This window comes from Luteibacter sp. ME-Dv--P-043b (assembly GCF_030209605.1).
In the GTDB taxonomy this organism is placed as follows: Bacteria; Pseudomonadota; Gammaproteobacteria; order Xanthomonadales; family Rhodanobacteraceae; genus Luteibacter.
Map to the genome: position 1 here is coordinate 95,448 of NZ_JARVRT010000016.1, position 11,900 is coordinate 107,347.

The following is an 11,900-nucleotide window of genomic DNA, read 5'->3' on the forward strand; positions in this document are numbered from 1 at the left end:
AGTGCCAAATTCAATCGGCGGAGTGTAGCATCCGGCCCAGCGGAGGACATGGGACGCAGCGGGCGTTTCGGGCGCCGCGAGGCTTTGCGGCCGTGGATGGGAGGGTGCCGATGCGAATCGGAGTGGCGATCGATGCGGCCTGCGATGTGCCGCGTGAATTCATCGAGCACAACGGCATCGCGGTCATGCCCGTCACGGTCAAGGTGGACGGCCAAAGCTTCAAGGACGACCGCGACCCCGACGAGATCCGGCGTTTCCTGGACCAGAAGCTGGGCAGCCGCAGCCACTCGGCAGAAACCGAGGCCAGCTCGGTCGAGGACGTGCAAAACCTGGTGCTCGATCACATGGTGGCGCGGTTCGACTGCGTGGTCTGCCTGACCATCATGGCCACGCGCAGCCCGATCCACGACAACGTGATCAAGGCCAGCTTCGCCATCCTCAAGAACTACCGCCCCCTTCGCGAGGCGGCGGGACAGACGGGTCCGTTCCTGATGCGCGTCGTCGACACGCGCACTATCTTCGCCGGCTCCGTGCCGGCCATCGCCGAGACGGTACGCATGATCCGGGCGGGCAAATCGCCCGCCGAGGTACGCGAGCGCGCCGCCCACATCTCCGACTGCTCGTACGGCTACATGCTGCCGCGGGACCTCAACTACCTGCGTTCGCGTGCGCGCAGCAAGGGCGACCGCAGCGTCAGCTTCCTGACGTCGATGCTGGGCAGCGCCCTGGACATCAAGCCTATCCTGCGCGCCCACCGTGGCGAGACCGGCCCGGTCGGCAAGGTGCGGGGTTTCGAGCACGGTGCGCAATCGTTGTTCGAGTACGCGTCACGCCGCGTGCAGGCGGGGCTGCTGGTGCCGTCGCTGTCGCTGAGTTACGGCGGCGACCTGGACGACATGCGCAACCTGCCCGGTTACCATCCGCTCACCCGTGCCTGTGGCGATGCCGGTGTCGAGATCCTCGAAAGCCCGATGAGCATCACCGGCATGGTCAACGTCGGCGAAGGCGCGATGACGCTCGGCCTGGCCGGCGAAGACCACGTTGCCGAGTTCTGACCGTGCACGGCCGGCACATGGTCCTCGTCGCCCTGGCCATGCTGGCCAGCGACGCCACGCGCGCGGAGACGGTCTACAAGTGCATGGCATCCGGCCAGGTCATCTACCAGCAGACCCCATGCCCGAAGACCCAGCAGCAACAGATGATCCGACTGGCCGATCCCGCGCCGGCAGCCACGCGTAGTGCACCCCCGGCGGTGGACATGCCCCCGGTCGGTGAGACGGCACCGGCGCCGGATACCGCGCCGTCCACGATGCCCGACGCGCCACCGCCCCACCGCTACGGCTGCATCCGTGCCACCGACGGCACGCCGTACACGCGGTCGGACGGCAACACCGAGCCCTATCTCGCGCCGTCGGGTGTGGTCGGTGACTTCGGCGGCACCCTCGGCGAGGCCTATAGCGGCCGCAACGCCGCCATCGCCTCGGCGCCGGAGCTCAATCGTGGCAAGGGCAGCGTCGGCGTGCTCACCAACACCAACTACATCTGGGTGCAGGACACCTGCCGTCGCCTGAGCCTGGACGAGACCTGCCGTGTGCTGCACGACGAGGCGGACGCCAACCGCAAGGCCTTGCGCAACGCCTTCAAGAGCGACCGCCCGCCGCTGGAAGCGAAAGATGCCGCGCTGAGCCGGCAACTGGCGGGCTGCGGCTGATCGCCGGCGCGATCAGAACCCGTAACGCAGGAACCCGCCATCCACCGCGACGATCTCGCCGGTGACGTAGCTGGAGGCCGGCAGGCAGAGGAAGGCCACCGCACCGGCGACCTCTTCGGGTTCACCGATCCGGCCCATGGGCGTGCGATCGAGCACCTCCTCGAGGTATTCCGTGTCGGCCAGTGCGGGCTCGCTGCGCTGCGTGCGGATGTACCACGGCGCCACGGCGTTCACCCGGATACCGTCCTCGGCCCATTCGACGGCCAGGTTGCGAGTCATCTGGTGCAGCGCGGCCTTGGTCATGCCATAGGGGGAGCCCGTACGCACGTGTGTCATGCCGGACACCGAGCCGACGTTGACGATGGCCGCATTGGCATGCTGGATCAGGTGCGGATAAGCGGCCCGGCTCATCTCGAACGCGGAGAAGACATTCAGTTCGAACAAGGCGCGGTATTCGTCGGCCTCGTAGTCGAGCGTGGCACGTGGCGTGTTGCCGCCAACATTGTTGACCAGGATGGAAAGGTCCACGTCCAGGTCCACCACCCAGTCGAACACGGCGAGGCGGTCTTCCTGCTCGGCAAGGTCGGCCGCCATGCCGAGGATCTCGACATCGGGACACTCGTCGGCCAGCTCGTCGCGTACTTCCTGCAGGACCAGTTCGTCACGGGCGACCAGCAGCACATCGGCGCCGAGTGCGGCCAGTTCGCGCGCGCAGGCATAACCGATGCCCTTGCTCGCGCCGGTGACGAGTGCGGTGCGCCCGTCGAGGCGCCAGCTGGAAAGTCGTGGATGCATGAAAGGTCTCCGTCGTTGAGCGCATCCTACAAGGTATGCTCCGGGGATGGACGTCCAGACTCCCCTGCTCTCGATCGACCGGGCCACCGTGGTGCGCGACGGTCGAACACTGCTCGATGCGCTGTCGCTGGTCATCGCCGAAGGGCAGCACACGGCCATCCTCGGGCCCAACGGTTCGGGCAAATCCACCCTGGTGAAGCTGATCGAGCGCCGGCTCTATCCGCTGGTGCATGCGGATCGCTCACCCGTCGTGCAGGTCTTCGGTCGCGACCGCTGGAACGTGGCCGAACTGCGTCGCCTGGTCGGCGTGGTATCCGCGGACCTGCGCCGCGAGTTCGAGGCATCCAGCGATACGGCGATGGATGTGGTGCTTTCCGGCTTCTTTGCCGCGACGACGCTGGGCCTCGATCACGAGGTGAGTGACACGATGCGTGAAGGCGCCACCGAGGCCTTGCGACGCGTCGGCGCGAATCATCTCGCCGACCGCGACGTCAGCACCCTCTCCACGGGCGAGGCCCGCCGTGTACTGATCGCGCGCGCACTGGTGCATCGTCCCCGCGCCCTGCTGCTGGACGAGCCCAGCGCCGGACTGGACCCCGGCACACGGCGGCGCTTCGTCGAACTGCTGCGCCAACTGGCCCGCGAGGGCACCACCCTGGTGCTGGTCACCCATCACGTCGAGGAGATCGTTCCGGAGATCGACCAGGTAGTGATGCTGCATGACGGCGCACTGTTCGCGCAGGGTCCGAAAGCGGCGCTGCTGACGGATGCACGGCTTTCGGCGTTGTTCGACTGGCCCATCCAGGTGCAGTGCACCGGCGGGTTCTACGGCACGCAATTGCGCTGACACCGCCTGCGCGAGAGACTCCGGGGCGTCTCCCGAGGAGTTGCCTGCCATGAACCGTGCCGCTTTACCCGTGTTGATCGCGCTTGCCTGTGCGGGATGCTCGAAGCCGCCGGCACCTGCCCAAGAGCCGCCGGCGCCGCAGGCGCGCGTGCACACGCCCTGGGACTCACTCGAGGCGCAGAAGAAAAAAGCCCAGGACGTGCAGAACACGGTCGACGCCCAGGCCAAGGCCCAGGCCCAGGCCGCCGCGCTCCGCGCGCAGGAGCAATAAGCCTTACCGCGGCGAGCAGAAGCAGTAGGCGTAGACGTTGGGCTTGCCCGCCTCCGCCGTGCGGAACAAGGCGAACTCCGGTGCCAGCTTCGGCAACATCGCCACCCAGGACGGCAGGCGCACGCCCCATGACATCGCCACGTGCGCCTCGGTGCTGTCGCCGACGTTGGTCAGGAAACGCTCGAACGCGCCCATCGGTTTCTCGGCATAACGCACGTGGACATCCTTGCCCAGATGGGCCTCCTGCGCCGCATCGCGGATCGCATCGTCGAGGTTGCCGAGCTTGTCGACCAGGCCGCGCTCCAGCGCCTGCTGGCCGGTCCAGACGCGACCCTGCGCGATAGCGTCGATGGACGCGAAGTCCTTGCCGCGCGCCTTCGCCACGTTGCCGACGAAATCGCGGTAGCCCTTGTCGATGATGCTCTGGATCAGCACGCCGACGTTCGGGTCCAGCGGGCGGGTGACGTCGAACGCGCCGGCCAGCGGACCGGTCGCCACGCCGTCGCTCTTCACGCCCAGCTTGGCCAGGGTGTCGGGCACGGTGAAGAACATGCCGAAGATGCCGATGGAGCCGGTGATGGTGTTGGGCTCGGCATAGATGCGGTTGGCATTCATCGAGATCCAGTAGCCGCCGCTGGCGGCCACGTCGCCCATGGACACCACCACGGGAATGCCTGCGGCGCGGGTGAGTTCGACCTCGCGGCGGATCTGCTCGGCGGCATACACCTCACCACCGGGCGAGTTCACGCGCAGCACCAGTGCCTTCGTGCGGCCGTCGTTACGCACGCTGCGGATGAGCGCGGCCGTGGAGTCGCCACCGATTGAACCCTGCGCCTGCTTGCCGCCGGTGATCTCGCCTTCGGCGACCACCACCGTGACGCCGTCGCCCGTCGCCAGCATGTCCGCGTTTGACAGGCCGCGATCGGCCAGGTAGCCACTCAGGTCCACCTGGCGGAAACCCTGTTCCTTCTTGCCGGCCGGTACGCCCTGCTTGCGCAGCATCTGCACGAACTGCTGCTCGGTGGCGATGCCGTCGACGAGTTTTTCCTCGACGGCCAGGTCGGCCAGGCTGCCCTTGGCATCGCGCACGCGATCGGCCAGGTCGTCCACATCGGCGCGCAGCGCCGCGGGGTCGAGGTGACGGCGGGCCGCCACCTCGTCGATCCACGTGGACCAGAGGCCGCCGAGCCAGAACGCGTCGGCTTCCTTCGATTCCGGCGAGGCGTGATCGAGGATGAACGGCTCCGCCGCGCTCTTGAACTGGCCGACGCGGAACAGGTGCACCTGCACGCCCAGGCGGTCGAGCAGGTCCTTGTAGAACAGGCGGTAATTGGCCAGGCCCGTGGCCATCACGCCACCCTGCGGGTCGATATAGACCTTGTCCGCATGCGAGGCGAGGTAGTACTGGCTCTGGTCCAGGCTGGCACCCCACGCGAGCACCGGCTTGCCGGTGGCGCGGAAGCGGTCCAGCGCGGCGCCCACCTCACGCAGCGAGGCGAAGCCGCCGGCCTGGAGGCGGTCCGGCCGCAACACGATGCGGGTCACGTGCGCGTCCGTCGCGGCGGCGTCGATGGCGCGCACCATGTCGCGCACCTGCACCTGCTTCACCGCGTCGCCCGACATGCGGCCCAGCGCGCGGGACAGCGGATCGGCGCTGTACTGCTCGACCAGGGCGCCCTCGGGCGCCAGCACCAGCACCGTCTGGTCGGTGACCCGGGCACCGCGGCTGCCGACGAACAGGCCCAGCAGCACCAGTGCGAGCAGGCCGAAGAAAAACACGTTGATGACGATCAGCCGGGTGAGGTTGATACCCCGGCCCAGCGTGCGCATGAAGCGGCCGAAGCCGCCGCGACGCGTCGCCGCCGGCGGCACCGGGGGAACCGGCTGGGGGCGATCGGGCAGGGGCGGGGGCACGGCGTCGTAGCGATCCGACATCTAAGTGGCTTCCTTGATGATGGTGTGCAGCGTAGCGCGTCGGGTCGTCGGCATCACGTGTGGAAAGACACGGGCGCCACATTGTCCGGATCGTCGCGCCAGCGGGCCCGGGCGCTGCTGCGCCAGAACCGCGCGAACAGCAACACGGCGGCCATGCTCAGACCGGCGATCAGGCCCATCCACATGCCGCGGGCGCCCAGCTGTTGGGGAAATGCCAGCCACCAGCCGATGGGCATGCCCACTCCCCAATAAGCGAACAGGGTGATGACCATCGGCACCCGGGTGTCCTTCAGGCCGCGCAGGGCGCCATTGGAGGCGACCTGGATGCCGTCGGAAAACTGGAACAGGCCGGCCAGGACGAGCAGCTGCGACGCCATGGCGACCACCGCGGGATCGCCCGTGTAGAGGCGCGCGATGGGGCCGGGCAGGAGCAGCATGATGCCGGACGACACGCATTGCGTGACCAGCACCAGCACGATGCCGGACATGCCCGCGTAGCGCACCCCGGCGGCATCCCCGCGACCGGCGGCGTTGCCGACCCGCACCGTGATCGCCATGGACAGGCCCAGCGGGATCATGAAGGCCACCGAGGCCACGTTGAGGGCCACATGGTGGCCGGCCGTCACCGTCTCGCCCAGCCGTCCGATCAACAGCGCCACGGCGACGAACAACCCCGCCTCCATCAGCAGCGTAATGGCCATGGGCACGCCGATATGCAGCAACTGGGCGATCTGCCGACGGTCCGGCGGGGCCATCCGCTGGCGGAGGTTGAGGTCGCGGTAGTTGCGGTGGCGGAACACGTAGATGCCGAAGCCGATGGTTTCCAGCCAGAGCACGATCGCCGTGGCGATACCGCTGCCACGCGCGCCCATCGGCGGGATGCCGAGCTTGCCGTACATCAGCACGTAACCCAGCGGCGCCAGCACCAGCAGGCCGCCGAAACTGAAGTACATGGAGGGACGGGGCATGGAAAGCCCCTCGGACAGCCCGCGCAGGGCGAAATAGGTGGTGAGCGCCGGCGCCGCGAAGCAGATCGCGTGCAGGAAGGCGCGCACGTCCGCCCGCATGGACTCGACCACGCCGAACACGTCCATCAGCGGCGAGGCGTGCCACACCGCCACGGCCAGCAGCAGGCCGAGCGCCCAGGCGATGTACAGCGCCTGGTGGAACACCGCGCCTACCTCGCCGCGACGCCCTGCCCCGTCGAGCTGGGCGACCGTGGGCGGCACGGCCATCATGGTGCCGATGCCGGTGACGATCGCCAGCACCCAGATATTGGCGCCAGTGACCACGGAAGCCTGCGTATGCGCACCCTGGTGACCGGCGAGCACGGCGTCGACGACGTTGGTGCCGATGGCGGAAAGCTGCGCGGCGATCATCGGCAGGGCCAACCGGACGGTGGCGCCGATCTCGCGACGGGCGCGGGCGCGGTCGAGGGACATGGGAGGGCAATGACGTGTGGGCCGTCCATTGTAGCGTCCCCCGTGCGATCATCCGACCCCGCAGGGGACAAGGGGAACCTACGGAATGAACGATCTCGAGCCATCGGCCGGGCGGATGTGCGCAAACTGCGGCACGCCGCTGCAGGGCGAGTTCTGCCACGCGTGCGGCCAGTCCATCGGAAGCGTGCTGAAGCCCGTCTCGCACATGCTGGAAGACGCGGGCGATATCTTCTTCCACATGGACGAACGCATCGTCCATACGCTGCCGCCGCTGTTCAGCCGGCCAAGCTACCTCACCCTGGAATACTTCTCGGGCCGCCGCGTGCGCTATGTCGCGCCGTTCCGCCTGATGTTCGTGTTCTGCCTGCTGGCGTTCTTCCTGCTGCACCTGGCCATCGGCGACACGAAGTTCGGCAGCAACGACGGCAAGCCTGCCCCCGCAGGCGCCCTGGAAGCCTTTGCGTCGGCAAAGACCGCTGACGAGGTGCACACCCTCTACAACGACCAGATCCGCGAAGTGCATGACGCTCGCGACGACCCGGTCATGCCCGCTGCAGCCAAGGCCGGCCTGGGCATGGCGGCCGGCGTCATCCGCCAGGCCGCCAACGCGCGCCTGACCCAGCTGAACGCGGCGCCCCTGCCCGACCAGGCCGACGAGCCCCTACCGGAGGCGAGACGCACCGGCGAACAGAAGGTGGAAAGCTGGTTTGGCGACAGGACCAAGGTGGACATCGCCTGGCTGCCCGCCCCCGTCAACCGGCGCATCGACACCGCGCTGGCCCACTTCAAGGCCAACCTTATCCCCGTGCTCAACGGCGGCGAGCAGCGCCAGGAAGCCATGCACCGGATCATCGAAGGCTTCTTCTCGGTGCTGCCCCAGGCCATGTTCGTGATGGTTCCGCTGTTTGCGCTGATCCTCAAGCTGTTCTATGTGTTCCGGCGCCGGCTGTACATGGAACACGTGATCGTGGCCCTGCACAGCCACGCGTTCCTGTTCCTGTCGCTGATGGCACTGACCCTGCTCGGCTTCGCACGGACCGCGATCCAGCCCCACCTCGCCGTGGGTGGCAGCCTGATCGGCCTGGTGCAGTTCGCCCTGTGGGTATGGATGCCGGTCTACCTGCTGCTGATGCAGAAACGCGTCTATCGGCAGGGCTGGGGCATCACCCTGCTCAAGTACTGGCTGATCGGAAGCCTGTATTTCTGGCTGCTGCTCGTCGTCGTCGCGGTGGCCTTCCTTATCGGCATGAGCCACTAGGATTTTTTCCGGCCTGGCAGCGGTTGTACACAGGCGCGGCAAACCCTTCGCTTTTGTCAAGGTTTTGCGGAAGCTCTGTGAACGCCCACCATGACCAATTTGCAAGCTACTGAAAATAAAGTGTATTTCAGTCTGGTTAAAATGTACGCAAGCTAACCGGAAGGGCCTAGCCACGCGCCTTGGGCACCCTCCATCCGAGGCTCATCCACAGACTTATCCACAGCGCTTGTGGATAACATGGAAACCCCTCCGACGGCGGGCACTTACCTGCGTTTCCTCTCCGCCGTGGTGCCAATGGGGTCCAAGCCCATGGCCCACTGGTCAAACCTTGACCAGCGGAATCGGCACACACCGGTAAACTAGGCCTGGCATGACACTCGTTCTCCGCGTCGCCCTACCGGTACCGCTGCTCACCCTGTTCGATTACCTGCCGCCCGCGGCAGGCGAGGCCAGGGCGGGCTCGCGCGTGCGCCTGCCGTTCGGCCGTGGCGAGATGGTGGGCATCGTCGTCGACCCCGCCGCCGAGGCCGCGGTGGGGGTCAAGCGGCTGAAACGGGTCAGCGAAGTGCTCGACGACGCCCCGCTGCTGGACGCCGAACTGATGGCGACCCTGGCCTGGGCGGCGGACTACTGGGCCGCCGCGCCGGGCGAGGCCTTCGCCAATGCCTTGCCCCTGGCGCTGCGCGAGCCGCGCGCCCTGCCCGCCACCGGTCGCGAGACCTGGTCCCTGACGCCCGAGGGGCACGTGGCCCGTGAGGCCAAACGCCGCAAGGGCGGCTCCGCCGCGCTGCTGGACGCGCTGCGTGAGGGCCCCCGGGCCGCCGACGAGCTGGGCCTGGCCCTGCCGGACTGGCGGGCTGCCGCACGACGGCTGGCCGAGGCAGGCCTGGTCGTCCGGCAGGACGACGACGATGCCGGTCCCCTGCTGACCCGTGCGCCCGGCCCGGCGCTGAGCGACGAGCAGGCCACCGCGGTGGCGGCCATCGCCGAGGGGTTCGGCGGGTTCCAGCCCTACCTGCTGGACGGGGTCACCGGCAGCGGCAAGACCGAGGTCTACCTCGCCCTGATCGAACGCGCGCTGGCGGAAGGCAAGCAGACCCTGCTGCTGGTGCCGGAGATCGGCCTTGCGCCGCAGACGGTGCGCCGCCTGCGCGAGCGCCTGGGCGTGGCCATCGAGGTGCTGCACTCAAACCTCGCGGAGGGCGAGCGCGCCCGTGCCTGGCTGCGGGCGCGCAACGGCAGCGCCCGTGTCGTCCTCGGCACACGTTCGGCCGTGTTCACCCCCCTGCCCGCCGCCGGCCTGATCATCGTCGACGAGGAGCACGACGCCTCGTACAAGCAGCAGGAAGGCTTCCGCTACCACGCCCGCGACCTGGCGTTGGTGCGTGCCCGCGCGCACGGCGTACCGGTGGTGCTCGGTTCGGCCACGCCCTCGCTGGAAACCCTGGGCAACGTCGCCGCCGGCCGCTACCGGCGGCTGGTGCTGAAGGGCCGGCCGGGCGCGGCCCAGTCCACGCGCGTGCAGATCGTCGACATGCGCGCCCAGCGGCTGGACCACGGCATGTCGCCCACCCTGATCAACGCCGTGGCGGCCTGCGTCGAGCGCGGCGAGCAGGCGCTGGTATTTCGCAACCGGCGCGGCTATGCGCCGGTGCTGCTGTGTTATGACTGCGGCTGGCACGCCGACTGCCCGCGCTGCGACCGGCCCATGACCCTGCACGCCGGCCGGCGCCGCCTGATCTGCCACCACTGCGACAACATCACCGCCGTGCCCACGGCCTGCCCCGCGTGCGGCTCGGCCAACATCAGTCCCCAGGGCCAGGGCACCGAGCGCCTGGAGGAAGCCCTCGTCGAGCGCTTCCCCGACGTACCGGTGGTGCGCATCGACCGGGAAACCACGCGGCGCAAGGATGCCTTCGGCCAGATCCTCGACAACCTGCGTGAAGACAAGCCGGCCATCCTCGTCGGCACGCAGATGCTGGCCAAGGGTCACGACCTGCCCAACCTCACCCTGGTGGCCATCGTCGGGGTGGACGAAGGCCTGCATAGTGTCGATTTCCGTGCCAGCGAGCGCCTGGCCCAGCTGGTGGTCCAGGTGGCCGGACGGGCCGGCCGCGCGAGCAAACCCGGCAGCGTCCTCCTGCAGACGCACCACCCCGACCATCCGATGCTGCACGCCCTGCTGCGCGGCGGTTACGCCGCAGTGGCGACGGAGCTGCTCGATGAACGCCGGCTCCTCGAGCTGCCACCGCTATCCCATCAGGTGCTGCTGCGCGCCGATGCGCATGGCCGCGCCGAGGTGGACGAGTTCCTGGCCCAGGCGCATGGGGCCCTGGGCGATCCGGCCGACCTGCGCGTCGCCGGCCCCATGCCCGCGCCCATGCCACTGAGGGCCGGGCGCCACCGTGGGCAGCTGCTGGTCGAAGCCGGCACGCGCGCACGCCTGCACGGCTTCCTGCGGCCCTGGCAACAGGCGCTGGTGGCCTTGCCCGCGGCACGCAAGGTGCGCTGGTCGCTCGACGTGGATCCCATCGACCTGTATTGAACTTGCTGAACCGATACGTGCGGATGCCTGTCCCTTCACGCCGAACGGCGCGACAATAGGGGTCTTATCAGGTAACGGAACCCTCAACGTGACCACTCAGCTCGAGCAACTGCGCAAGATCACCACCGTCGTGGCCGATACCGGCGACATCACCGCCATCGCCAAGTACAAGCCGGAAGACGCGACCACCAACCCGTCCCTGCTGCTGGCCGCCGCCGGCATCCCCGCGTACTCGGGCTACATCGACGAAGCCATCGACTGGGCGAAAAGCCAGGGCAACAGCCGCGACCAGCAGCTGACCGACGCCGGCGATCGTCTGGCCGTGCTGGTCGGCCGCGAGATCCTGAAGATCGTGCCGGGCCGCGTGTCCACCGAAGTCGACGCCCGCCTCTCCTTCGATACCAACGCGTCCATCGAGAAAGCCAAGCGCCTGATCGGCTTCTACGAAGACATCGGCATCAAGAAAGAGCGCATCCTGATCAAGCTTGCCTCCACGTGGGAAGGCATCCGCGCCGCGGAGAAGCTGCAGAAGGAAGGCATCAACTGCAACCTCACGCTGCTCTTCAGCTTCGAACAGGCCGTCGCCTGCGCCGAAGCCGGCGCGTTCCTCATCTCGCCCTTCGTCGGTCGCATCTTCGACTGGTACGTGGCCAACACCGACAAGAAGACCTACGAGCCGGCGGAAGATCCCGGCGTGCAGTCGGTCCGTCGCATCTACGACTGGTACAAGCTGCACGGCTACGAGACGGTCGTGATGGGCGCCAGCTTCCGCAACATCGGCCAGATCCAGGCCCTCGCCGGCTGCGACCGCCTGACCATCTCGCCCAACCTGCTCAAGGAACTGGAAGAGAACACCAGCGACCTGCCGGTCGCGCTGAAGGACAGCGGCCGCCGCGAAGACAAGCCGGGCCGCATCGACGAAGCCAAGTTCCGCTGGGGCCACAACGAAAACGCCATGGCCACCGACAAGCTCGCCGAAGGCATCCGCAAGTTCGCCGTCGACCAGCGCAAGCTCGAAGAACTGCTGGGCGCGAAGCTGTAAACCTCGCTCACCGCTGGACCATAAAAGGGGCCGACCCACGTCGGCCCCTTTTTC

Annotated in this window: 10 protein-coding genes; 7 read left to right on the forward strand and 3 right to left on the reverse strand. The window is 68.1% G+C overall.

Annotated features, from left to right (window positions below):
* Positions 1-110 precede the first annotated feature (110 nt).
* A complete protein-coding gene (locus QRN34_RS10065) occupies positions 111-1,055 on the forward strand; it encodes a DegV family protein (RefSeq protein WP_285404151.1) in 945 nt (314 codons plus the stop codon).
* A gap of 17 nt (positions 1,056-1,072) precedes the next feature.
* Positions 1,073-1,711 (forward strand): DUF4124 domain-containing protein, encoded by a 639-nt coding sequence (locus QRN34_RS10070; protein ID WP_285404152.1) that lies wholly within the window; start codon positions 1,073-1,075, stop codon positions 1,709-1,711.
* 12 nt (positions 1,712-1,723) lie between these two features.
* Here the strand turns inward: QRN34_RS10070 and QRN34_RS10075 are convergent, their stop codons facing one another.
* Positions 1,724-2,506, reverse strand: coding sequence for an SDR family oxidoreductase (locus QRN34_RS10075; protein WP_285404153.1), 783 nt, complete (start codon positions 2,504-2,506; stop codon positions 1,724-1,726).
* 46 nt (positions 2,507-2,552) lie between these two features.
* Between QRN34_RS10075 and QRN34_RS10080 the strand changes: the two genes are divergently transcribed.
* Both QRN34_RS10080 and QRN34_RS10085 read left to right on the forward strand, forming a co-directional pair.
* Positions 2,553-3,353 carry an ATP-binding cassette domain-containing protein gene (locus QRN34_RS10080; RefSeq protein ID WP_285404155.1) on the forward strand — a complete coding sequence of 267 codons (801 nt, stop codon included), beginning with the start codon at positions 2,553-2,555 and terminating at the stop codon, positions 3,351-3,353.
* Positions 3,354-3,402: 49 nt separating this feature from the next.
* A complete protein-coding gene (locus tag QRN34_RS10085) occupies positions 3,403-3,624 on the forward strand; it encodes a hypothetical protein (RefSeq protein ID WP_285404156.1) in 222 nt (73 codons plus the stop codon).
* Between the two features lie 3 nt (positions 3,625-3,627).
* On the opposite strand, the gene sppA is transcribed toward QRN34_RS10085, so the two are convergent.
* A complete protein-coding gene (gene sppA, locus QRN34_RS10090) occupies positions 3,628-5,559 on the reverse strand; it encodes a signal peptide peptidase SppA (protein WP_285404157.1) in 1,932 nt (643 codons plus the stop codon).
* Positions 5,560-5,612: 53 nt separating this feature from the next.
* Positions 5,613-7,001 carry an MATE family efflux transporter gene (locus QRN34_RS10095; RefSeq protein WP_285404158.1) on the reverse strand — a complete coding sequence of 463 codons (1,389 nt, stop codon included), beginning with the start codon at positions 6,999-7,001 and terminating at the stop codon, positions 5,613-5,615.
* A gap of 85 nt (positions 7,002-7,086) precedes the next feature.
* Here QRN34_RS10095 and QRN34_RS10100 point away from each other — a divergent pair, with 85 nt between their 5' ends.
* The 3 genes from QRN34_RS10100 (at position 7,087) to tal (ending at position 11,846) form a co-directional block, all read left to right on the forward strand.
* The gene (locus QRN34_RS10100) at positions 7,087-8,259 is read left to right on the forward strand and encodes a DUF3667 domain-containing protein (protein WP_285404159.1); all 1,173 of its coding nucleotides are present in this window, start codon (positions 7,087-7,089) and stop codon (positions 8,257-8,259) included.
* A gap of 370 nt (positions 8,260-8,629) precedes the next feature.
* A complete protein-coding gene (locus tag QRN34_RS10105; protein WP_285404160.1) occupies positions 8,630-10,804 on the forward strand; it encodes a primosomal protein N' in 2,175 nt (724 codons plus the stop codon).
* 88 nt (positions 10,805-10,892) lie between these two features.
* A complete protein-coding gene (gene tal / locus QRN34_RS10110) occupies positions 10,893-11,846 on the forward strand; it encodes a transaldolase (RefSeq protein WP_285404161.1) in 954 nt (317 codons plus the stop codon).
* The last annotated feature ends 54 nt before the right edge of the window (positions 11,847-11,900 follow it).

Excerpts from the sequence above, each read along its gene's own strand:
- QRN34_RS10065 (WP_285404151.1), top strand. The coding sequence starts at position 111 with ATGCGAATCGGAGTGGCGATCGATGCGGCCTGCGATGTGCCGCGTGAA.
- QRN34_RS10070 (WP_285404152.1), top strand. The coding sequence starts at position 1,073 with ATGGTCCTCGTCGCCCTGGCCATGCTGGCCAGCGACGCCACGCGCGCG.
- QRN34_RS10075 (WP_285404153.1), bottom strand. The coding sequence starts at position 2,506 with ATGCATCCACGACTTTCCAGCTGGCGCCTCGACGGGCGCACCGCACTC.
- QRN34_RS10080 (WP_285404155.1), top strand. The coding sequence starts at position 2,553 with ATGGACGTCCAGACTCCCCTGCTCTCGATCGACCGGGCCACCGTGGTG.
- QRN34_RS10085 (WP_285404156.1), top strand. The coding sequence starts at position 3,403 with ATGAACCGTGCCGCTTTACCCGTGTTGATCGCGCTTGCCTGTGCGGGA.
- sppA (WP_285404157.1), bottom strand. The coding sequence starts at position 5,559 with ATGTCGGATCGCTACGACGCCGTGCCCCCGCCCCTGCCCGATCGCCCC.
- QRN34_RS10095 (WP_285404158.1), bottom strand. The coding sequence starts at position 7,001 with ATGTCCCTCGACCGCGCCCGCGCCCGTCGCGAGATCGGCGCCACCGTC.
- QRN34_RS10100 (WP_285404159.1), top strand. The coding sequence starts at position 7,087 with ATGAACGATCTCGAGCCATCGGCCGGGCGGATGTGCGCAAACTGCGGC.
- QRN34_RS10105 (WP_285404160.1), top strand. The coding sequence starts at position 8,630 with ATGACACTCGTTCTCCGCGTCGCCCTACCGGTACCGCTGCTCACCCTG.